At 70.5% G+C, this 21,393-nt stretch carries 16 protein-coding genes and 1 tRNA gene; 11 read left to right on the top strand and 6 right to left on the bottom strand.

Features of this window, described 5'->3' with window-relative positions; translation table 11 throughout:
* Positions 1 to 58: 58 nt before the first annotated feature.
* From cysS to AFR_RS41295, 3 genes are read left to right on the top strand one after another with little or no spacing between them, the layout of a single operon-like run.
* Entirely contained in the window at positions 59 to 1,474 is a 1,416-nt protein-coding gene (gene cysS, locus AFR_RS41305; protein ID WP_023562806.1) for a cysteine--tRNA ligase, read from the top strand.
* Positions 1,474 to 2,592, top strand: a complete 1,119-nt coding sequence (gene rlmB, locus AFR_RS41300) for a 23S rRNA (guanosine(2251)-2'-O)-methyltransferase RlmB (protein WP_023562805.1) — start codon at positions 1,474 to 1,476, stop codon at positions 2,590 to 2,592. The genes cysS and rlmB overlap by 1 nt, the downstream gene beginning before the upstream one ends.
* Before the next feature lie 57 nt (positions 2,593 to 2,649).
* Positions 2,650 to 5,532 carry an Hsp70 family protein gene (locus tag AFR_RS41295; protein ID WP_023562804.1) on the top strand — a complete coding sequence of 961 codons (2,883 nt, stop codon included), beginning with the start codon at positions 2,650 to 2,652 and terminating at the stop codon, positions 5,530 to 5,532.
* A gap of 57 nt (positions 5,533 to 5,589) precedes the next feature.
* Here AFR_RS41295 and AFR_RS41290 read toward each other — a convergent pair whose 3' ends face one another.
* Positions 5,590 to 6,675, bottom strand: coding sequence for an ABC transporter ATP-binding protein (locus AFR_RS41290; protein ID WP_023562803.1), 1,086 nt, complete (start codon positions 6,673 to 6,675; stop codon positions 5,590 to 5,592).
* A 186-nt stretch (positions 6,676 to 6,861) separates the two neighbouring features.
* Between AFR_RS41290 and AFR_RS41285 the strand changes: the two genes are divergently transcribed.
* From AFR_RS41285 to AFR_RS41275, 3 genes are all read left to right on the top strand, one after another.
* A tRNA-Thr gene (locus AFR_RS41285) sits at positions 6,862 to 6,938 on the top strand.
* A gap of 38 nt (positions 6,939 to 6,976) precedes the next feature.
* On the top strand, positions 6,977 to 7,405 hold the full coding sequence (locus tag AFR_RS41280; protein WP_023562802.1) for a GNAT family N-acetyltransferase: 429 nt from the start codon (positions 6,977 to 6,979) through the stop codon (positions 7,403 to 7,405).
* Positions 7,402 to 8,589, top strand: coding sequence for a low temperature requirement protein A (locus AFR_RS41275; protein ID WP_023562801.1), 1,188 nt, complete (start codon positions 7,402 to 7,404; stop codon positions 8,587 to 8,589). The genes AFR_RS41280 and AFR_RS41275 overlap by 4 nt, the downstream gene beginning before the upstream one ends.
* On the opposite strand, the gene AFR_RS41270 is transcribed toward AFR_RS41275, so the two are convergent.
* Positions 8,578 to 9,057, bottom strand: a complete 480-nt coding sequence (locus AFR_RS41270) for an MSMEG_6728 family protein (protein WP_023562800.1) — start codon at positions 9,055 to 9,057, stop codon at positions 8,578 to 8,580. The two genes, AFR_RS41275 and AFR_RS41270, sit on opposite strands and share 12 nt — an antisense overlap.
* 230 nt (positions 9,058 to 9,287) lie before the next feature.
* Between AFR_RS41270 and AFR_RS41265 the strand changes: the two genes are divergently transcribed.
* A complete protein-coding gene (locus AFR_RS41265; protein WP_041841550.1) occupies positions 9,288 to 12,554 on the top strand; it encodes a S8 family serine peptidase in 3,267 nt (1,088 codons plus the stop codon).
* Positions 12,555 to 12,613: 59 nt separating this feature from the next.
* Here AFR_RS41265 and AFR_RS44420 read toward each other — a convergent pair whose 3' ends face one another.
* Positions 12,614 to 13,552, bottom strand: coding sequence for a hypothetical protein (locus AFR_RS44420; protein WP_023562798.1), 939 nt, complete (start codon positions 13,550 to 13,552; stop codon positions 12,614 to 12,616).
* A 118-nt stretch (positions 13,553 to 13,670) separates the two neighbouring features.
* On the opposite strand from AFR_RS44420, the gene AFR_RS41255 reads away from it, so the two are divergent.
* Positions 13,671 to 15,455 carry a potassium channel family protein gene (locus tag AFR_RS41255; RefSeq protein WP_023562797.1) on the top strand — a complete coding sequence of 595 codons (1,785 nt, stop codon included), beginning with the start codon at positions 13,671 to 13,673 and terminating at the stop codon, positions 15,453 to 15,455.
* Here AFR_RS41255 and AFR_RS41250 read toward each other — a convergent pair.
* The gene (locus AFR_RS41250) at positions 15,452 to 16,657 is read right to left on the bottom strand and encodes a DUF4032 domain-containing protein (protein WP_041843387.1); all 1,206 of its coding nucleotides are present in this window, start codon (positions 16,655 to 16,657) and stop codon (positions 15,452 to 15,454) included. The genes AFR_RS41255 and AFR_RS41250 overlap by 4 nt on opposite strands.
* Positions 16,658 to 16,769: 112 nt before the next feature.
* On the opposite strand from AFR_RS41250, the gene AFR_RS41245 reads away from it, so the two are divergent.
* Genes AFR_RS41245 through AFR_RS41235 form a run of 3 tightly spaced genes read left to right on the top strand, consistent with a single transcriptional unit; the run spans position 16,770 to position 19,343 of the window.
* Positions 16,770 to 18,179, top strand: a complete 1,410-nt coding sequence (locus AFR_RS41245; RefSeq protein ID WP_238547198.1) for a trypsin-like serine peptidase — start codon at positions 16,770 to 16,772, stop codon at positions 18,177 to 18,179.
* A 15-nt stretch (positions 18,180 to 18,194) separates the two neighbouring features.
* Entirely contained in the window at positions 18,195 to 18,932 is a 738-nt protein-coding gene (locus tag AFR_RS41240; RefSeq protein ID WP_023562794.1) for a phosphatase PAP2 family protein, read from the top strand.
* 9 nt (positions 18,933 to 18,941) lie between these two features.
* Positions 18,942 to 19,343: a nuclear transport factor 2 family protein gene (locus AFR_RS41235; protein ID WP_023562793.1), complete on the top strand. Its 402-nt coding sequence runs from the start codon at positions 18,942 to 18,944 to the stop codon at positions 19,341 to 19,343.
* Here AFR_RS41235 and nagA read toward each other — a convergent pair.
* Together nagA and AFR_RS41225 are read right to left on the bottom strand one after the other, a co-directional pair.
* Positions 19,312 to 20,439, bottom strand: a complete 1,128-nt coding sequence (gene nagA, locus AFR_RS41230) for an N-acetylglucosamine-6-phosphate deacetylase (RefSeq protein WP_023562792.1) — start codon at positions 20,437 to 20,439, stop codon at positions 19,312 to 19,314. The two genes, AFR_RS41235 and nagA, sit on opposite strands and share 32 nt — an antisense overlap.
* Entirely contained in the window at positions 20,436 to 21,362 is a 927-nt protein-coding gene (locus AFR_RS41225) for an ROK family protein (RefSeq protein ID WP_023562791.1), read from the bottom strand. The genes nagA and AFR_RS41225 overlap by 4 nt, the downstream gene beginning before the upstream one ends.
* Positions 21,363 to 21,393: the final 31 nt, after the last annotated feature.

Raw genomic sequence — 21,393 nt, 5'->3', positions numbered from 1 at the left:
GATAAAGTGCGCTCGGGCGCGGGCGTTAGCAACTCGCGCGGGTCGGTACCCTTGTACGGTGACGCTCCGCCTGCATGACACCGCGACCCGATCCGTCCGGGACTTTGTCCCGATGACGCCCGGTCAGGTCGGTGTCTACCTGTGTGGTCTCACTGTGCAGTCGATTCCGCACATCGGGCACCTGCGGTCCGCGGTCAACTACGACGTGTTGCGGCGCTGGTTGCTGCACATCGGGCTCGAGGTCAACTTCGTCCGGAACATCACGGACGTGGACGACAAGATCCTGGTCAAGTCGCAGGAGACCGGCCGCCCGTTCTGGGCGATCGCGTACGCGAACAAGCTTGTCCTCGACGCGGACTACCGCTCGCTCAACGTCCTGCCGCCGACCTACGAGCCGCTGGCCACCGGGCACATCACCGAGATGCACGAGTTGATCCGCGAGCTGATCGAGCGTGGCAACGCGTACGAGTCGGCCGAGGGCAACGGTGACGTCTACTTCGACGTGCCCAGCTTCAAGGATTACGGCTCGCTCTCCGGGCAGCGCCCCGAGGACATGCTGTCCGCCGGCGAGGCGCCCGAGCGGGGCAAGCGGCACCCGGCCGACTTCGCCCTGTGGAAGGGTGTCAAGGCCGACGAGCCCGGCGACGCCTCCTGGGCCTCGCCGTGGGGCCGGGGCCGGCCGGGCTGGCACATCGAGTGCTCCGCCATGGCCCGGCGTTACCTCGGCAGCGAGTTCGACATCCACGGCGGCGGGCTCGACCTGACCTTCCCGCACCACGAGAACGAGATCGCCCAGTCGCGGTCGGCCGGGCTGCCGTTCGCGCGGTACTGGGTGCATCACGCGCTGCTCAATCTCGGCGAGGCCAAGATGAGCAAGTCGCTGGGCAACGTCATCGACGTGCAGGCGGTGCTCGAGATGGGCATCCGGCCGGTCGAGCTGCGCTACTACCTCGGCGTGCCGCACTACCGGTCGCGCATCGACTACTCCGACGACGCGCTGCGTGAGGCGGCTACCGCGTACAGGAGGATCGAGGGCTTCGTGCAGCGGGCCGTGGAGGTCGTGGGGTCGGGGCGTCCGAAGGACGTGCCGCCGGCGTTCGCCGCCGCGATGAACGACGACCTCAACACCTCGGCGGCGCTGGCCGTCGTGCACGACACGATCCGCGAGGGCAACACCGCCCTGGCCGCGAGCGACGAGACCGGCGTCCGCGCCGCGCTGACCGAGGTCCGGGCCATGCTCGGTGTTCTCGGCCTCGACCCGCTCGACCCGGCCTGGCACGACGGCGAGAGCGGCGGCGACCTCAAGCCGATCGTCGACTCGCTGGTCGCCCTCGCCCTCGAGCAGCGCGCGCAGGCGCGCTCACGCAAGGACTGGGCGGCGGCCGACTCGGTCCGCGACCAGCTCAAGAACGCGGGAGTTCAGGTGGAGGACACTCCGGCCGGGCCGCGCTGGACGGTAGGAGAGCAGCACTGATGCCCGGAAATTCCTTCAACGTGAGCAAGCGCATGACCAGCAAGAAGGGCGCGAGCTCGGGGTCCGGCGGAAAGAACCGCGCCAGCCTCAAGGGCCGCGGTAAGACGCTGCCCGCCGACGAGCGCCCCTGGCACAAGGGCTACTCCGGCACCGAGAAGCTCCCCGAGAAGACCGCCCGTAAGCAGGACAAGGAGCGGCGCGCCGCCGCTGCCGAGGGCCGGGCGCCGAAGATCGGCACGCCGGGCACCAAGGACACCACCTGGGGACGCGGCGGCGGCCGGGGCACGGGCAAGCCCGCTCCTCAGCGCGGTAACCGGCCGCAGGGCCGCAGCGGTCCGCGGGTCGCGCCCGGGCGCAAGTCCAACCCGACCCGGGAAGGCCCCGAGCTGCTGCTCGGCCGCAACCCGGTGACCGAGGCGCTGCGTGCGTCGATCCCGGCGACGGCCCTCTACGTGGCGCAGGGCATCGACATCGACGACCGGATCACCGAGATCGTCCGGACCGCCGGTGACCGGGGCATCCCGATCCTGGAGATCAGCCGGCTCGAGCTCGACCGGATGACCGGTGGTGTCCTGCACCAGGGTGTCGGCCTCCAGGTCCCGCCGTTCGCGTACGAGAACTTCGACGACCTCGTGGCGGCCTCGCTCGAGCAGACGGCACCGCTGCTGGTGGCCCTCGACGGGGTGACCGACCCGCGCAACCTCGGTGCTGTCATCCGTTCGGTGGCCGCGTTCGGTGCTCACGGTGTGTTCATGCCGGAGCGTCGTGCGGCCGGCATCACGGCGACGGCCTGGCGCACCAGCGCCGGGGCGGCCGCGCGTGTCCCGGTGTCCCAGGTGGTCAACCTGACGCGGGCCCTCAAGACGGCGCAGCAGGCCGGTTTCACCGTGATCGGGCTGGACGCCGACGGCGAGACCGACCTCTACCAGCTCGAGGCCGCGGTCGGTCCGCTGCTGGTCGTGGTCGGCTCCGAGGGCCGCGGTCTGTCCCGCCTCGTCGGCGAGACCTGTGACCTGCGGGTGAGCATCCCGATGATGTCCGAGGTGGAGTCGCTGAACGCCAGCGTCGCCGCCGCCGTCACCCTTGCCGAGGTTGCCCGCCGCCGCATCTACGGGTAGTCGCACCCTCCCTGTAACGTGACGGTCCGGGTCACGGGTGCGGAGGTGCGAAGGGGTATGACCGACGGCTACGTGCTGGGCGTCGACCTGGGCACTTCGCACACGGTCGCGATGCTGCGCTGGCCGGACGGCCGCACCCGGCCGCTGCTCTTCGACGGTCAGCCGCTGCTGCCGTCGGCGGTCTACCTCGACACGACCGGGCGACTTCACGTCGGTCGTGACGCACTCCGCCTCGGCCAGGCCGAGCCGGACCGGTTCGAGCCGAACCCGAAACGGCACATCGACGCCGAGACGGTGCTGCTCGGCGGTTCCGACGTGCCCACGGCCGACCTGCTGGCTGCTCTGCTCGGCGCGGTGGCCCGCGAAGCCGTCGCGGCGACGGGGTTCCTGCCGCCGGCCGTGCTGACCTACCCGGCGGCGTGGGGGTCGCGCCGCCGGGAGGTCCTGACGACGGCGCTGGCCCGTGCGGGCTGGCCGCCGTCGACCCGGCTGGTGGCCGAGCCGGTGTCGGCAGCCCGCTACTTCGCGGACGTCCTGCGCCGGCCCGTGCCGGTCGGGTCGGCGCTGGCGGTCTTCGACTTCGGCGGCGGCACGCTCGACATCGCGGTCGTCCGCAACGAGGGCGTCACCCCGGAAGGCCTGCCGACATTCGCCGTCGCGGCGTCCGGCGGCGTCGACGACCTCGGCGGCCTCGACCTCGACGCCGCCCTGGTCGACCACCTCGGCGCCACCCTGGAAAAGGCCGAACCTGCCGCCTGGGCCGCGCTTACCGAGCCGGTCACCCTCGCGCAGTGGCGGGCCCGCCGCCAGTTCTGGGACGACGTCCGCGGCGCCAAAGAAATGCTTTCCCGTACGCCGCAAGCACCCGTTCCCGTGCCCGGCGTCGAACGTGCGGTGCACCTGACGCGCGACGAGTTCGAAACCGCGGCCGGCCCGTTGCTGCGCCGCGGTGTCGAGGAGGCCGGTGCGGTCATCACCGCCGCGGGTCTCCAGCCGGCTGATCTCGCCGGGCTGTTCCTGGTCGGCGGGTCGTCACGGGTGCCGCTGGTGGCCCGCCTGCTGCACAGCGAGCTGGGCATCGCGCCGACAGTCCTGGAGCAGCCGGAGCTCCCGGTCGCCGAAGGCTCGATCATCGCCGGCTCGGCCCCTGCCACGGACGCCGGCGAAACCCCGGCGCAGCCCCTGCGCGCAGCCGCAGTGCCCCCGACAACCGTCACCATGGCCCACGGCGGACCCACGGCGACAGCTGCCACCAACGGGACAGCGCCCACATCGGGCCGGCCGGTGAAGACCGAAGCCCAGCCGGTGGCAGTCAACGCAGCTCCGGCGAGTGCCGCACCCGCACCCGCACCGCCTGCCGCGCCGGCGGGGCAGGCGCAGGTGGGGGAGTCGGATTATGCCGAGCCGGTGGATCCGTGGGCGACCGGTGAGGCTGCTGCTTTCGGGAATGGCGGCGGGCCCGTGCTGCACCCCGTCTCCGGTGCTCCGGTTTCCGGTAGCCCGGTGTCGGCACCACCTCCTGCCGAGCCGTGGCTGGCCTCGACCCACGAGGAGGCCAACGCAAACACGAGGGTCAAGGCGTACCGGAGGAAGGGTCTTTGGGTTGTTGCGGCTGCGACCGTTGTGGTGCTCGGCGCCGCGGCGACAGCGACCGTGCTGCTCTGGCCGGGTTATCCCGCGCTCGACTATCAGGCGCTGAGTGAGGAGCACCGGGTCGCGCCAGCCGTGCCGGTGACCTCGGCGTTCAGTGGGACGGCTGTGCGGGACAAGAAGGCTTACTTCGCCAGCGCCGACGACAACGGCACGCTGGGTGTGGTTGCGGCTGACACCGAGAGCGGGAAGAAGGCCTGGAGCAGCACCGATGCGGGTGCGGCGACGCGCTGGGAGTTCTTCTTCGCGCTGCCGGACGCGGTGGTGGCGATCAGTGACACCGATTCGGGGACCAGTACGCGGCGGATGGTGCTGCTCGACCCGGACGACGGCAAGAAGATGTGGGACCGGACGGTGGCGAGCGCGGACAACGTGCTGTTTGCCGGTGACAAGGTGGTGCTGGTCGACCGGACCGAAAATCGCCTGGTCGGGCTGGAGATCGGCGAGCAGGGCAAGGTGGGCTGGGAGCTGAAGAGCCCCAAGTCGGAGTACGGCCTGGGCACCACGCAGGTGGTCGCGGCGACAACCGAGGACGATCTGACGGGGCCGGCGACGGCGACCGGGCTGCCGTTCGCCGAGGTGTTCGACGACGATGCGCGCGTCGTGCAGATCGGGGCCGACCGGTCGGCGCGAGTTGTCGACGCGTCGACGGGCAAGGTGGTTGCGGGGCCCCGGCAGAACGTGGGCGAGCCGGACGATCCGATTGTCGCCCACAACGGGCGGCTGATCGTGGCCGAGTCCGGTGACTCGCACCGGGTGGTCGCCTACGACCTGGCAAAGCTGGCCGAGACGCGGGTGGTCTACACCGCGCCGAAGTCCGACACGCAGTTCGGGCATCTGACCGCGTGCGGCGCCGACCGGATCTGTTTTGCCGAGCGGACCGGTTACGACGCCAAGACCGCGCAGGTGGTGGCGGTCGACGCGGCGAAGGAGGGTGAGCTCTGGCGGCGGGCCGTCCCTGAGGTCGACAGCCTGGTGCCCGTGGGGGAGGCCGTGCTGGCCACCCGGAACTCGTCGCCGGTGCAGACGACCCTGCTCGACGCGAAGGGCAAGGTCTCGTGGACCCGCGGCGGGGTCATCGCGCGGATCGACGGGGGCAACACGTTGCAGTTCTCGAAGGCGCTGTCGACCTCGGCCGACGATCCCGGGCTCGCGGGTGAGCACCTGGGGGACAAGGCTGTGCCGCTGGGTTCGCTCGCTGACGTCCGCTCGTCGACCTGCTCGTGGGACACGACCCACCTGGCCTGCGTCGCCGACGAGGACTTCGTCATCCAGCGCTTCGCCGGCTAGAGACGCAAGCAGAAGGGCGGCTCCCCGGAGGGAACCGCCCTTTGGAGCTGCAGAAACTTAGATCCGCTGACCCGAGGTGGCGTGGAAGACGTGCACCTGGTTGGTCTGCGGCTTGATGAACACGGTCTCGCCCATGCTCGGCATCGAGCGCCGGTCGGTGCGGACCACGAAGCGCTCCGAGCCACCGTCGAGGGCCGCGTGGCCGTAGACGTTGGCGTCCGAGCCGAGGTCCTCGACCAGGTCGACGACGATCGGGAGACCACCCTCGGTCGGGGAGACCATGTCGGTCGCCTCGGGCCGGAAGCCGATGGTCACCTTGCCGCCGTTGTCCTTGGCCGCCGCGACCTGCTCGCGGGTCAGCGGGACGGCCATGTCGGCGAACTTCGCGCCGGACTCGGTCAGCGGGACGGTCTTGATGTTCATGGCCGGGGAGCCGATGAAGCCGGCGACGAAGACGTTGCCCGGGTTGTCGTACAGGGTCCGCGGGGTGTCGCACTGCTGGAGGACACCGTCGAGCATGACCGCGACCCGGTGGCCCATCGTCATGGCCTCGACCTGGTCGTGGGTCACGTAGACGGTGGTGATGCCGAGCTTGGCCTGCAGCGTCGCGATCTGCGAGCGGGTCTGGACGCGGAGCTTGGCGTCGAGGTTCGACAGCGGCTCGTCCATGAGGAAGACCTGGGGCTCACGCACGATCGCGCGACCCATGGCAACACGCTGACGCTGGCCACCGGAGAGCGCCTTCGGCTTGCGGCTGAGGTACTCGTCCAGCTGGAGCAGCTGGGCGGCTTCCTTGACCCGGCGGTCGATCTCCGACTTCGGGGTCTTGCGCAGCTTCAGGGCGAACGCCATGTTCTCGTACACCGACATGTGCGGGTAGAGGGCGTAGTTCTGGAAGACCATCGCGATGTCGCGGGACTTCGGGGGCAGGTTGGTGACGTCCTTGCCCTGGATGAGGATGCGACCGCGGTCGACGTCCTCGAGACCGGCGAGCATCCGGAGGCTGGTGGACTTACCGCAGCCGGAGGGGCCGACCAGAACCAGGAACTCTCCGTCGCCGACCTCGAGCTCGAGCTCGTTGACCGCGGGGCGCTCCTGTCCGGGATAGATCCGGGACGCCTTGTCGTACGTGACCGTAGCCATGGTGAATCGACTTCCTTTCCACCGGCAGGAACGTGCCGGACGATCCGAGTGGAGGAACCTGTGTGGTGAGCCACACGCCGGTTACCGTAAATCTTTTTTCACGAACTGCCAAGCACGAGCCGACGCGGGGGTCCGGTAAAGGGCGTTTCAGCCTTCGCGGGACTCAGCCGGTATGCTGATGCGCGCGCCCCTGTAGCTCAGTTGGCCAGAGCACCTGTCTTGTAAACAGGATGTCGTCGGTTCGATTCCGACCGGGGGCTCCACCAGCCTTGTCGGACCCCGGCGAAAAGAATTCTCAGGCATGCGCATCGAGCGGGTCGAGGACGCTGCGGCCGTACACCGGGCCGCTGATCTTTTTGACGGGCCGCCGCTGGCGGAGGCGACCGAGAAGTTCCTCGCCCACCCGGACCACCACCTGCTCTTCGCCTATGACGGCGACCGCGCGGTCGGCATGGTCTCCGGCGTGGAGATGACCCACCCGGACAAAGGCACCGAGATGTTCCTGTACGAGCTGGGCGTGGCACCCACGGCCCGGCTGCAGGGTGTCGGCTCGGCGCTGGTCGAGGCACTGGCCGCGGTCGCCCGGGAACGCGGCTGTTACGGCATGTGGGTCGGCACCGAGGTCGGCAACGAGGCGGCGCAGGCCACCTATCGCCGGGCGGGCGCCACGGAGGAGACTCCGTTCGTGCTGCTCAATTGGGATCTTGCCCCGGGGGATCAGGCCTCATGACGTCGACCGAGCCCCGCCGCGGCTGGCTGACCCCGATGCGGGCGCGGTCCGCCGGCGAGCAGCATCGGGTGGCGACCCCGCTGGAGCTCTTCTTCGACCTCTGTTTTGTGGTCGCTGTCGCGCAGGCGGCAACACCGCTGCACCACGACATCGCCGAGGGGCATGTCGGGCACGGCCTGCAGAGTTACCTGCTGGTCTTCTTCGCCATCTGGTGGGCGTGGATGAACTTCACCTGGTTCGCGTCGGCGTACGACACGGACGACGACGTCTACCGGATCACCACTTTTGTCCAGATCGCCGGTGCTCTGGTGCTGGCCGCGGGTGTCTCGTCGGCGTTCGAGAGTGGCGACTACCTCGGCATCACCGTCGGGTACGTGATCATGCGCTTGGCGATGGTCGCCCAGTGGCTGCGGGCGGGCCGCGCCGACGAGCAGCGCCGGGCCACCGCGCGGATCTACGCGGTCGGCATCACCCTTGTCCAGATTCTGTGGCTGACCCGGCTGCTGCTGCCGGAGGAGTGGGCGACGCCGTCGTTCCTCGTTCTTGTGGTCTGCGAGCTGCTGGTGCCTGTCCTGGCCGAGCGCGCCCCGGGTGGGCCGACCACCTGGCACGCGCACCACATCGCCGAGCGGTACGGCCTCTTCACGATCATCATGCTGGGTGAGGCGGTGTCGGCCGCGACCATCGCGATCCGGACCGCCCTCGACACCGGTGAGCAGGTGTCGGACCTGGTGGCGGTCGCCGTCGCCGGGCTGGTCATCGTCTTTGCGCTGTGGTGGCTGTATTTCGACCGCTCGGCCCAGGGTCTGCTGACGTCCGTGCGCGCCGGGATGCTCTGGGGTTACGGCCACTACTTCATCTTTGCCGCGGCTGCCGCTGCGGGTGCGGGCATCGCGGTCAAGGTCGACTACGACACCCATCACGCGCACATCTCGGGGGTCACGGCCGGCTACGCGGTGGCCGTACCGGTGATGGTCTATCTGGTTTTTGTGTGGTTGTTGCACATCCGCCCGCACCAGACCGGGCCGATGCTGTTCGCCTATCCGGCGGTGGCGGTGCTCGTGCTGCTGGCGCCGTTCGGGCCGGCGCCGGTCGTGGTGATCGCGGGTCTGCTCGTGGCGCTCGTGGCCGTCAATGTCATCGCGGGTCGCCGCACTCCCGACCGGCTCGAGTCAGCCGTCTGACGCCCGGGTCCGGTCCGAGGGTGGCCAGACATAGGGCAGATCGTCCGGTACGTCGCCGAAGAGCGGGCGGTAAAAATCGGGGTCCTTGCGCATGAGGGCGGAGCGGTGGCTGAGGTGCAGCGCCTCGTCACCGATCCACGGCGGTAGCTCGCCGGCCGCCTCGAGTTCCTGCTGGGTCCGGATGACCGTGATGCCGCGGGCGGCGGCGACGTCGGCCTGCATCGTGGCGGCGGTGGTGTCGGCGCGGCCCGTGGCGACCCAGACCGCGCACATGTCGAGGCCGTAGCGGACGAGCGCCTCCTCGTAGCCGATCCACATCTTCACGGCCGGGTGGTGGCGCCAGCCGTAGGTCGGGACGGTGAGGCCGCGCAGCACCTGGACGGTTTCCACGCGTTGTTTGCCGAGGCGTTTCTGGTCCAGCGCTTCGGCACTCGCCAGGAAGCCTGTATAAGGCAGGAATGTCTGCATCTGGTGATCTTCCACCCTTGATCGTCCGGTTAGAAGCAGGATGTCTTACGGCACAACGGGTTTCGCGTCGAAGGTCTTCCTGGCAACACCTCCATTTCATGCACATTGTTGAATGTCACGTGCTCGTCACAAAGATCGCGGGCGTAGTGACATAGAGGGTCGTGAAACCCAATGATCCGCGGAGATGTGCCCGTACCCCCCGGGCGCCCATCTCCTCGGAGGACCCGTTCGTGAGACACCAATCTTCACGGGGCAGGCGGACTCTCACCGCTCTCCTCGCCTCGGGCGTGGCCGTCGGTGCCGCCGCGCTCAGCGGTCCGGCCCCCGCGACCGCCGCACCCGTCCAGGCTCCCGCCCCGGCCCCCGTGGCCGAGGCCGCCACCCCGAAGGACGCGCCGGCCGACGCCCTCGACTCGCACGACGCCGACCTGCTCGCGAAGGCCGAGAGCAGCGGCGCCCGGAACGTCACCCTGATCATCTCCACCGACTCCGGCAAGGCCGGTGACGTAGCGGGCCAGGTCGAGAAGCTCGGCGGCACGGTCACCCAGCGGTACGACAAGGTCGGGTACGTGCTGGCCTCGGTGCCGACCGCCAACGTCGTCAAGGCCGCGAAGCTCGCCGGTGTGTCCGCTGTGGACCTCGACGAGGTGATCCAGCTGCCCGAGCTCGAAACGTTCCGGGGCGCGGCGAAGACGTCGAAGGCTTCCGGTCCCGGAGCCAAGACGCCGGCCGCGAACCCGTACATGCCGACGGACGAGATCGGCTCGGTCGCGTTCAAGAAGAAGCACCCCTCCTGGGACGGGCGCGGCGTCACGATCGGCATCATGGACTCCGGTGTCGACCTGGACCACCCGGCGCTGAAGACCACCACCACCGGCGAACGCAAGATCGTCGACTGGGTCACGGCGACCGACCCGGTGACCGAGGGCGACGGCTCCTGGCGCGCGATGGCCACCGAGGTCACCGGGCCCACGTTCACCTACATGAACCAGACCTGGAAGGCGCCCGCGGGCACCTGGAAGGTCAACCGGTTCACCGAGGCGATCACCCTCAACGACGAGGCGCTGGGCGACGTCAACCGTGACGGCGACACCACGGACGTCTGGGGCATCCTCTACAACCCGGTCACCCACGACATCCGCGTGGACGTCAACCAGAACAACGACTTCACCGACGACGCCGTCATGCGGCCGTACAAGGAGAAGTTCGACGTCGGTCACTTCGGCACCGACAATCCGGCCACCCCGGTCGTCGAGCGGATGCCGTTTGTCGTCGAGTACCGCGAGGACGTCGACGCGAAGGCGCTCAATCTGGGCATCGTCGACTTCGTCAACATCGGCATCCCGGAGGGGCTGCACGGCACGCACGTCGCCGGCATCACCGCCGCGAACGACATGCTGGGCAACCGCAACTTCGACGGCCAGGCGCCGGGCGCGAAGATCGTCTCGTCGCGGGCCTGCTCGTGGGGCGGCGGCTGCACCGCGGCCGCGCTCAGCACCGGCATGATCGACCTGGTGGTCAACCGGCACGTCGACGTCGTCAACATGTCGATCGGCGGCCTGCCGGCGCAGAACGACGGCAACAACGCCCGTGCCGAGCTCTACGACAAGCTCATCAAGGACTACGGCGTGCAGTTCTTCATCTCGGCCGGCAACTCCGGCCCGGGTGTGAACACGGTCGGTGACCCGTCGGTCGCCACCGACGTCGTCAGCGTGGCCGCCAGCGTCAGCAAGGAAACCTGGCTGGCCAACTACGGCTCGGTCGTCGCGAAGAAGAACGCCCTCTTCAACTTCTCGTCGCGGGGCCCGCGTGAGGACGGCGGCTTCAAGCCCAACCTGACCGCACCCGGCTCGGCGATCTCCACGATCAACACCTGGCTGATCGACCCGGGTGTGGCCGAGGCCGGCTACACGCTGCCGATCGGCTACGCCATGGAGAACGGCACGTCGATGGCGTCGCCGCAGGCCGCCGGTGGGGCGGCGCTGCTGCTCTCGGCAGCCAAGGCCACCGACCGGGGCGTGACCCCGGCGCAGCTGCGGCGTGCGCTCTACACCTCCGCGGACAAGATCAGGGACACCTCGGTCGCCGGGCAGGGCAACGGTCTGATGGACGTCAACGGCGCCTGGTCGCTGCTGTCCCGCAAGGTCGAGACGCGCACGTACAAGTCGTCGGCGCCGGTCTGCACGGCGTTCTCGGACGGCTTCGCCACCCCGGGCCGCGGGGTGGGCATCCACAACCGGTGCGCGCCGGGTGAGGGTGGTCTCAAGGCCGGGCAGACCAAGACCTACACCCTCAAGCTGACGCGTACGACGGGACCGAAGGGCTCGGTGTCGCACAAGCTCTCGGTCGTCGGCGACAAGAAGGCGTTCAAGGTCCAGTCGTCGGTGAAGCTGCCGCTGAACAAGACGGTGAGTGTGCCCGTACGGGTCACGCCGAAGTCGGGGCTGAACAGCGCCATCGTCGAGGTCGACGACCCGCGGACGTCCGTCACCGACTTCGAGGTGCTCAACACGGTGGTCACCGGGGTTCAGCCGAAGAAGCCGGCGTACGAGATCGACGCGGCCGGCACGGTCGAGCGCAACTCGACGACGTCGTACTTCGTCACCGTGCCGGAGGGGGCGACCGCACTGCAGGTCGACCTGTCCGGGATCGCCACCGGCTCGCAGACGCGCTGGATCGCGATCAACCCGTGGGGTGTGCCGGTCGAGAGCACGTCGAGTCTCGCCTGCTACACCAACTTCTCGGACGCGGCCGCCTGCAAGCCGCAGGAGCGGGCGTACGAGAACCCGATGCCCGGCATCTGGGAGCTCGAGGTCGAGTCGCGGCGGACGTCGCCGATGCTGCGGAACCCGTACGAGCTGACCGCCAAGGTGCAGGGTGTGACGGTCGAGCCGGCGACGATCGAGCTGCCCAGCGTCACGGCCGGTGTCGCGACGCCGGTCACCTGGACCGTGAAGAACAACTTCGGCCCGCTCGAGCTGACCGCGACCGGTGGTGCGCTCGGCAGTTCGCTCTCGCAGCGGCCGACGATCGCGAACGGCGCCAGTCAGAAGTACACAGTGGAGGTGCCCGTCGGTGCGGAGCGTCTCGACGTGGCGATCGGCAACGTCAGCGACGCGGCGGCGGACCTGGACCTGAGCGTCTTCCTCGGTGACGAGCAGGTCGGTCAGTCGGCGGACGGTGACTCGGAGGAGTCCGTGTCCATCCCCACCCCGGCCGCGGGCACGTACACGGTGGTCGTCGACGGTTACGCGGTGCCCTCGGGCAGCACGCAGTTCGACTACCGGGACGTCTACCTCAGCCCGGTGCTCGGCTCGATGACCGTTCCCAGCGCGCCGTTCACGCTGGCCAACGGCGCTTCGGCGCCGGTCACGGGCTCGGTCGTCGCGGCGTCCGCGCCGGTCGAGGGTCGCACCCTCTTCGGCGACATGTCGCTGGTGACCGACGAGGGCGCGGTTGTCGGCCGCGGCACCGTCACGATCGGCGAGGTCAAGTAAGAGCCGACACCACGAGCCCGCTCCCGGTACGCACGGGAGCGGGCTCGCTGGTGTTCTGCCTACTTGAAGTCCTTGTCCTCGCCGGCGATCGGGCGCCCACCGGACGAGAAGGAGCGCTCGTCGCCACCGGCCTCGCCGTCGGTGGGTTCCTCGTGCAGCCGCGGGTCGTCGACCGGTTCGTCCGCGGTCGAGGTGTCGTCCTTGGGCGGGTCGACCAGGGCGGGGTCGACCGCGGTGCCACCGGCCGGCATGCCGGTGACGGGGTCGTCGCCGTCGGCCGGGAGCGTGGTCGGGGTCTCGTTCGCCGGTGTCAGACCGCCGAGACCGCCGAGCAGCGGCAGGCCGCCGTCGAAGAGCGCCGACTCGCGGGGTGCCGTGTTCGCCGCCGACCGGCCGTCGGGGGTGAGCCCGCCGCCGAGGAGGCCGCCACCGAGCAGGTTGGCCGGGACCAGACCGGTCAGACCGCCACCGGCGCCGCCACCCGCACCGCCGCCGGTGAGTCCACCGAGGCCACTGCCGGATCCGCCGCCGCTGAGGCCGCCGGTCCCGCCACCCGAGCCACCACCGGAGACGCCGCCGAGGCCGCCACTCGAACCACCACCGGTCAGCCCGCCGAGGCCGCCGCTCGAGCCGGAACCGCCGCCGGTCAGTCCGCCCACGATCGGCAGGTCAGCGGGTGCCGCGCCGGCACCCGGCCGGCGTCCGGCCGGCTCGTCCGACTCCTGCGACAGCGGGCTGCCCTGCGGAAGGACGTTCGAGACCGCCGGTGCGGAACCCTGGAAATCAGCGGAGTTCTGGCCGGGCTTGACGTTCATCAACTGGGAGGTGCCGCCGAGCGGGCTCTCCAGATTGAGGCCACCGGCGGGATCGAGGCCGCCACCGGCCACGGAGGACAGCAGTCCACCGGCGGGCGCAGGGATCACGTCGGCATGCGCGGGTGCCGCGCCGAGCAGCAGGAAGCCGCCGACCACCGCCCCGGCGTAGAACCACTTGCGCATCGATCTCCTCCTGCAGAAACTCGGACTAAACGGTCGGAAAGACAAACGAGTGGTCTGCGGGGAGGGTTCGGGGGCCGACGGGGTCAAGCAATCGTGATCATCTGGATACGATGCGGTCATGGCCGTCGAACTGCCACGTGATCCACCCGGCCGCTCGTTCGTGGCACGCCTGCGGCGCAACCCGGACGGACGCCCGCATTTTGTGGTCTGCGGCGCCGACGCGCTCGTCTACACCGTCGCCGAGGAGTTGGCGAACGCCGGCCACCGGATCCGCCTCACGGTCATCGTCCCGACGAAGCTCCGCGGCGACGTCCCCGACCTGACCACGCTCCGCGGCGTGCGGGTCATCCGCGCCGACCGCCTCGACGAGCGCACGTTCCGGTCGGCCGGTCTGGCGGGTGCCGCCGCGCTGGCGCTGGTGATGCCCGACGACGTGGTCAACCTGCACGCGGCCCTCTGCGCCCAGGCCGTCGAGCCCGACCTGCGGCTGGTCATCCGGATGTTCAACACCGGGCTCGGGTACGGCGTCCGCAAGCTCTTCGCCGACTGCGCGGTCCTGTCCGACGCTGCGATGGCCGCACCCGCTTTTGTGGCGGCTTCGCTGGGGGAGGTCGCACCCACCCACGTACGCCTGGCCGGCCGCACCCTCTATGTCGCCCGCCGCGCCGACGTGAACCCGGAACACGTGGTCTGCGCCCTCACCGCCGCGGACGGCGCCGGACGTGTCGACGTCCTTCCCGCGGACCCGCTGCCCGCTGCCCGGCGAGCGGCCGACCTGGTGCTGGCCGAGGCCACCGGCCGTCCCGCCGGTCAGGCGGTCGCGGCTCAGAAGCTGGTCCGGTCGCGCCGGCGTCGCCGGCCGTTCCGGGTGATGGGCCGGGCCGTCCGCGCCGCGCTGAACCGCAAACTGGGTATCGCGGTGCTGGCCACCCTGGTCATCACCGTGCTGGCGGGTGCGGTGCTGGTGCACGCCGACCCGGTCGAGGGCTTCTGGAAGTCGCTCTACGTCACGTTGCTGACCGCGGTCGGCTCGTCCGATGTGGAGATGGAACGCGACGGTGTCGCGCAGGCCGCCCAGCTCGTGCTGACCATCGCCGGGCTCGCACTGCTGCCGCTGATCACCGCCGCGGTGGTCGAGGGCATGGTCAACGCACGGCTGGCTCTCAACAGCGGCCGTACCGCCGCCCAGCACCAGGACCACATCGTCCTCGTGGGCCTGGGCAGCGTCGGCACACGTGTGCTCCGGCAGCTCGTCGACCTGGGCCTGGACGTGGTGGCGATCGACCGTAAGACCGACGCCCGGGGTGCCAAGGTCGCCGAGCAGCTCGGGGTGCCGTTCATCGTCGGTGACGCCGCACTGGAGGAGACGCTGCGGTCCGCGTCGATCGCCACCAGCAAGGCGCTCGTGGTGCTCTCCACCGACGACGTCACCAACCTCCAGGCCGCGCTGAACGCCCGCGCGGTCCGCCCCGATCTGCGCGTGGTGCTGCGGCTCTTCGACGACGACTTCGCCCGCCGGGTCCAGACCGCCTTCAACATCGGCATCTCGCGGAGTGTGTCGCGGCTGGCCGCTCCGGCGTTCGCGGCGGCGATGCTCGACCGCGACGTGCTCGCGACCATCCCGGTCGACCGGCACGCGCTGCTGGTCGCCGGGGTGCAGATCTCCGCCGGCTCGCCCCTCGACGGTGTGCCGCTGAGCCGGGCCGACCGGCCGCAGAGCGTCCGCGTGATCGGACTGTCCGCGTCCGGCTCGGAATGGGTCGACTGGTCACCGGACCACCGGCGCGTGCTCGCGGCCGGTGACCGGATCCTGATCGTCGCCCGCCGCGCCGGCCTGCGCGCCCTCGCGGAGCAGGCCAGCCCTCCGCCCGAGCTCCCCGAGTCCGGCGAGGAAGCGAGCTAGAGGGCGCCCACCTCGACGCCGAGGACGGCCTGCTCGTCGGGCTTGTGGGCCAGGACGTCGGTCAGGTACGACTGCACGGCCGGCGCCATGCCGACGTCGCGACCGGCCCGCTCGGACAGCAGCCACTTGTGCTGGATGATCTGCGAGAAGATCTCCTGCGGTTCGAGCTTGCGGCGCAGGTTGGCCGGCACGGCCCGGACGACCGGCTCGAAGACCTCGGTGAGCCAGCGGTGCGCGGCCTGCTGCTCGTCGGTCAGGTCCGACTCCGCGCGGTACGCGTCCAGGTCGTTGAGCAGCTGCCGGGCCTGGTTCTCCTCGGCGTCCAGACCGGTCAGGCGCAGCAGGCGGCGGGTGTGGTAGCCGGCGTCGACGACCTTGGGCCGGACGCGGTAGCCGCCGTCCACGGTTGACATCGCCACCTCGGCGACGTCGAAGCCCATGTCGTTGAGGCGCCGGATGCGGCCCTCGATGTCGTGGCGGGCGTCGCGGGCGACCTCCTGCTCGTACGTGACCTCGTGCCAGAGCCGCTCGTACCGCGCCACGATGTCGTCGACCACGGTCTCCGGGTCGATCGCCTCGTGCAGCAGCTCGGCGGCCTGCAGGTCCAGGCACTCGCCGAAGATGTTCAGCCGCAGGATCTCGATGTCCTCGCTGCGCTGGCCCTCGGACAGCTTCGGGTAGAGGTTGCCCGTCTCGGCGTCGACCAGGTACGCCGCGAACGCACCCGCGTCCCGGCGGAACAGCGTGTTGGACAGCGAGCAGTCACCCCAGGAGAAGCCGGTCAGGTGCATCCGGACGATCAGCGCGGCCAGCGCGTCGAGCAGCCGGGTCATCGTCTCGGGACGCAGCGTGTGCGAGAAGAGCGCACGGTACGGCAACGAGAACTGCAGATGCCGGGTGATCAGCACCGTCTCCAGTGGCTCACCGGCGTCGTCGACCCGGTCGGTGACGACGGCGACCGCCTCGACGGCCGGGAAGTCGATCCGTTCGAGGGCGCGGAGCAGGTCGTACTCCCGTTCGGCGATCCGTTCCCGGGTCTCCTTGAGGGCGTAGACGGTCTCGTTGAGCTTGACGAACCGGACGATGTGCCGCGAGATGCCCTGTGGCAGCGCGACCAGGTGCGAAGCGGGCCACTCCTCGAGCGGCACGCTCCACGGCAGGTCCAGCAGAGCCGGGTCGACTAGGGCAGAGGTGATGCGCACGAAGCCAGTGTGCACGTTCAGGACGGCGCGTCGCTGCCGCACGTGGCTCGTTACACAGAAGCGAGATCGCCGGAGGGTTTCCCGGCCGGTGGTGTGACCTTCAGGGGCGGGAGTGATTTTGCGACGCGCGGTGAGCATCGTCGTCGGGGCGAGTGCTGCCCTGGCATTGGCCGGCACGGTCGGTGCGGTGGCATGGAACTACTCGACGGACGAGGGTCGCCCGGTCGGCTCCTGGCAGGAGGCGGCGGGCTCGGCCCGTACCCCGGTGTCCACGCAGCAGTCGGCCGCCGCGACCGGCGGAAACGGGTCTCCGGGCAGTGGGCCGGCCGCCGGCGGTGAGAAGCCGTCGGAGGAGCGACCCACGGCGACCCCGTCGTCGTCGGGCCCGGCTTCGAGCGGCCCCGGCGCACCCGAGTCCGCGTCGGCGGCTGGTGGTGACGGGCGGCAGAAGGTCGGTGAGCTGCTCAAGATCGACAAGCTGCTCGGATACGGATCACCCGAGCGTGAGGTCTTTCACTATCCGGACGCGTCCTACGTCAAGGTCCACTTCAGCCGCATGGCCATGCTGCCGGGCGACTACGTGACCGTGTCGGACGCCAAGGGCGAGGAGTCCTACCGCTACGACGCTCCGAAGCTGCTCGACGGGGTCACCGACACCGACCGGTGGGCCATGTCGATCACCGGTGACACCGCGGTGGTCGAGATGCACCGCGGTGGCGGCAACCTTGTCGGCTCGCTGCTCGGCAAGCTCGGCCTCGGCGTCGACCAGGTGGCCCGCGGCTACTCCCGCAAGGAGCAGGCGAAGGTCCCGTCGGAGAGTCTCGGCAAGCCGGGCCGCACCGGCCGGGAGGAGTCCGTCTGCGGCACCGACACCAGCTCGGACGCGGTCTGCTACCGCTCGGCCGACCCGGTCGCGTACACCCGGTCGAAGGCGATCGCCCGGCTGCTGATCAACGGCACCGAGCTCTGCACCGGCTGGCGGGTCGGCTCGAAGAACCGGATGCTGACGAACAACCACTGCTTCGACAACTCGGCCGACGCGTACGAGACCGAGGTCTGGTTCAACTACCAGTGCGCCAAGTGCGGTGGTTACGACGTCTTCCGGCCGACGAAGGTCTGGGGTGACAAGGTCCTCGCGACCGAGCACGTCCTGGACTACACCCTCTTCACGGTGGGCAACTTCGGTTCGGTGGAGAAGTTCGGCTACCTGACCCTGGACGCGGCCCGGCCGGCGAAGAACCAGGAGCTCTACGTGCCGCAGCACCCCGCCGGTGAGCCGACCCGGATCGCCGGTCGTCTCGGTGAGAAGGCCGGCACCTGCGCGGTCGTCGACCCGGCCTTCGACGGGTACGCCCAGAATTCCGACGTCTCGTACTTCTGCGACACCGAGGGTGGCTCGAGCGGCAGCCCCGTGCTGTCCCGCAAGACCAACAAGGTGGTGGCGTTGCACCACTTCGGCGGCTGCCCGAACTCGGGGGTCCGCGCCGACCTGCTCATCAACAAGATCAAGTCGTATCTCTGACGTACCGTATGCGCCATGCGTGAGGTACGCCCGCGGGGCTGGTGGTTCGACCTCGTCCTGCTCGGCGGTTTTGCCGCACTGACCGTGGCGCTCGCCCGCGGCCACCTGCTCACTCTCGACGTGCAGGTGGCCGACTGGCTCTCCAGCCATCGCCCGGCCCCGGTCTACTGGGTGCTGCGGGTGCTCAACTACCTGGGCCAGGGCGGCCAGGTGCTGATGCCGATCACGATCGTGCTGGCCTGTCTGGTGGCTTGGCGGCGGCGCTCGGTGCGGCCGCTGCTGGCCTTCGCGGGTGTATTTGTGCTCACCTACGTGACGATCGGCCCGCTCAAGATCTGGCTGGACCGGGCGGCACCCGCCTTCACCGGCGCGGACCGCGAGATCCTGTTCAACCCGGCCGCGGATGGCCCGCTGGCGATGAGCTATCCCTCCGGGCACGTGGCCAACGCCCTGGCCTGGTACGGCGTGATTGCCGTCCTGCTCGGCGCGCTGCTGCGCTCGCTGGACAAGCCGGCGTTGTCGCCTCGCGCGTACCTGGCCCTGCGGGTCCTGCCCCCGGCGATCGTCTTCGTGACGACCACCTGGCTGGCTTTCCACTGGATCACCGACTCGGTGGCCGGTCTCCTGCTGGGCCTGATCCTGACCCGCCTCCTCACACGCATCCCGTGGGACTCGATCCCGCTGCCCGCGCTCCCCAACGGCCTCGACCGCACGGCCGGCCTCGACCCGGCACCCGCACTCGCCCGTCACTAGGGTGCTGTCATGGCCTTGAGCGGGGACGACCGGATCGCCATCACGGATCTGATCAACAGGCATGGGCATCTGACCGACCGCGGGGACTTCGACGGCCTGGCCGAGCTGTTCACCGAGGACGTCGCCTACGACGTGAGTGCTCTGGGCGGTGGTGTGCTGGTCGGCCCGGCCGCCATCCGCGACGCCGGCCTGGCCCTGGGCGACGGCAATCCGGTCGCCCACCACGTCACCAACATCGTGCTGGACCAGTCGCCGGACGGCAGCACCCACGCCCTGTCCAAGGGCCTGGGTGTCATGGCCGACGGGTCGGTCGGCAGCGTCACCTACGCGGACACCCTGGTGCTGACCCCGGCGGGCTGGCGCATCGCGCGCCGGGTTGTCACTCCCCGCCGGAAGCCGCTGGAGGGCTGAGCCAGGCGCCGGAGCGCATGACCCGTTTGACCGTCAGGTCCGGGTTCAGGACGACGAGGTCTGCGCGGAGACCCGCCTCCAAAGCTCCGACCTGGTCCGACAGGCCCAGCGCCCGGGCCGGTGTGGTCGAGGCCATCGCGGAGGCCGTGGCCAGGTCGAGGCCCGCGCCGACCGCCTGCCGGAACGCCGCGTCCATGGTCAGCGTGCTGCCCGCGATCGAGCCGTCGCGGACCAGCCGGGCCACCCGATCGGCCACTGCCACCGCCTGACCGCCGAGCTCGTACTCGCCGTCGGGCATGCCGGCCGCGTCCATCGCGTCCGTGATCAGGGCCGCGCGGTCCGGACCGGCCGCGTGGGCCGCGAAGCGCAGCATCCCGTCGTGCAGGTGGATGCCGTCGGCGACCAGCTCGCAGACGATCGACGGGGAGTCGAGCAGCGCGACGATCGGGCCCGGCTCGCGGTGGTGTGCCGGGCGCATGCCGTTGAAGAGGTGGGTGCCCACGCTCGCGCCGGCGGCGACACCGGCCAGGGTCTCCTCGTACGTCGCGTCGGTGTGTCCCAGCGCGGCGACAACACCACGGCGGGCCAGGAACTCCACCGCGGCCAGGGCGCCGGGCAGCTCGGGGGCGATGGTGACCATGCGGACCGCGCCGGCGCCGAGCTCGACCAGGGCCGACAGCTCTTCCAGGGACGGGTCGCGCAGGAACGACGGGTTCTGCGCGCCGCAGCGGGCGTGCGACAGGTACGGCCCCTCGAAGTGCACACCCGCGATCACACCCGCGGCGACCAGGGGTGCGTACGCGGCCGTGGCGTCACGCATCAGCTCGTACGGGGAGCTGACCAGGCTGGCGAGCATCGTTGTCGTGCCGTGCGCCTGGTGGAACTCGGCCGCGGCCCGGGCGTCCACCGGGTCGCCCTGGGTGAACGTGTGCCCGCCGCCGCCGTGGCAGTGCAGGTCGACGAAGCCCGGGACGATGATGTCGTCGCCCGTGTGACCGTGCTCCGAGACGGACAGAATCGTCGGCCCGTCCACCTCGACGTACCCGGGGACAACCGCCCCGGGCCGGACGACGCGGCCGCTGATCTTCTCCGTCAAGAGGGTGCTCCCAAGCTGTCGAGGGCCAGCAGGGCCGCGCCGAGGCAGCCCGCGGTGTCGCCGAGTGCCGCACGCACGATCTGCGGCATCCGGTGGAACGTGATCCGGGCGTCGAGGGCGACCCGCAGCGGCGCGAGCAGCGCCTCCCCGGCCTCGGCGAGCCCGCCGCCGAGCACCACGATCCCGGCGTCGTAGAGGGCCTGGGCGGTGAGCAGCCCGTCCGCGAAGGCCTCGACGGCCTCGGTCCACACGGAGTTCGCCAGCTCCTCACCGGCGGCGGCGCGGGTCGCCACGTCGAAGGCGGTGACGCCCTCTATCCCGGAGAGCTCCACGTAGCGCCGGCCGACCGCCGACGCTGAGGCGATCGACTCGAGGCATCCGCGGGCGCCGCAGCCGCAGGGCGGTCCACCGGGCCGGACGATCACATGACCGACCTCCCCGGCCGCGCCGTGGGCACCGGCGAACGCCTGGCCGTCGACGACGTGAGCAGCGGCGATGCCGGTGCCGATGGCGATGAAGAGGACGTGCCGTTGGTCGCGGCCGGCACCCAGGCGGGCCTCGGCCGTTCCCCCGGCGCGGACGTCGTGACCGAGCGCGGCCGGCAGGCCCAGCCGCGCCGTGACGAGATCCCGCAGCGGTACGTCCCGGAAGCCGACGTTGCTGGACCAGACCGCGGTGCCCGTCTCCTCGTCGACCACACCCGGCACGGCCACACCGGCGGCAACCGGGGTGAGGCCGTCGGCACGGGCGCGGTCGGCCAGCCCGGCGGCAACCTCGAGGATGTTCTCGGTGACCGCCGCGGGTCCGCGTGAGGCGAGGGTCGGGTGCCTTTCGGCGTGATGGACGGTCCCGTCGGGGAGCACCAGGGCGCACTTCATACCGGTGCCGCCGACATCCAGCGCCACCACCACGTCGTTGCTCACGGGCTTACCTTTCGCAGCGCTTGCAGGGATC

It is taken from the genome of Amorphoplanes friuliensis DSM 7358 (assembly GCF_000494755.1).
GTDB classification, from domain to species: Bacteria; Actinomycetota; Actinomycetes; order Mycobacteriales; family Micromonosporaceae; genus Actinoplanes; species Actinoplanes friuliensis.
Note: the sequence above shows the minus strand (reverse complement) of the source record. Positions and strands in the feature narration are given on the sequence as shown.

Excerpts from the sequence above, each read along its gene's own strand:
- rlmB (WP_023562805.1), top strand. The coding sequence starts at position 1,474 with ATGCCCGGAAATTCCTTCAACGTGAGCAAGCGCATGACCAGCAAGAAG.
- AFR_RS41295 (WP_023562804.1), top strand. The coding sequence starts at position 2,650 with ATGACCGACGGCTACGTGCTGGGCGTCGACCTGGGCACTTCGCACACG.
- AFR_RS41290 (WP_023562803.1), bottom strand. The coding sequence starts at position 6,675 with ATGGCTACGGTCACGTACGACAAGGCGTCCCGGATCTATCCCGGACAG.
- AFR_RS41280 (WP_023562802.1), top strand. The coding sequence starts at position 6,977 with ATGCGCATCGAGCGGGTCGAGGACGCTGCGGCCGTACACCGGGCCGCT.
- AFR_RS41275 (WP_023562801.1), top strand. The coding sequence starts at position 7,402 with ATGACGTCGACCGAGCCCCGCCGCGGCTGGCTGACCCCGATGCGGGCG.
- AFR_RS41270 (WP_023562800.1), bottom strand. The coding sequence starts at position 9,057 with ATGCAGACATTCCTGCCTTATACAGGCTTCCTGGCGAGTGCCGAAGCG.
- AFR_RS44420 (WP_023562798.1), bottom strand. The coding sequence starts at position 13,552 with ATGCGCAAGTGGTTCTACGCCGGGGCGGTGGTCGGCGGCTTCCTGCTG.
- AFR_RS41255 (WP_023562797.1), top strand. The coding sequence starts at position 13,671 with ATGGCCGTCGAACTGCCACGTGATCCACCCGGCCGCTCGTTCGTGGCA.
- AFR_RS41240 (WP_023562794.1), top strand. The coding sequence starts at position 18,195 with ATGCGTGAGGTACGCCCGCGGGGCTGGTGGTTCGACCTCGTCCTGCTC.
- AFR_RS41235 (WP_023562793.1), top strand. The coding sequence starts at position 18,942 with ATGGCCTTGAGCGGGGACGACCGGATCGCCATCACGGATCTGATCAAC.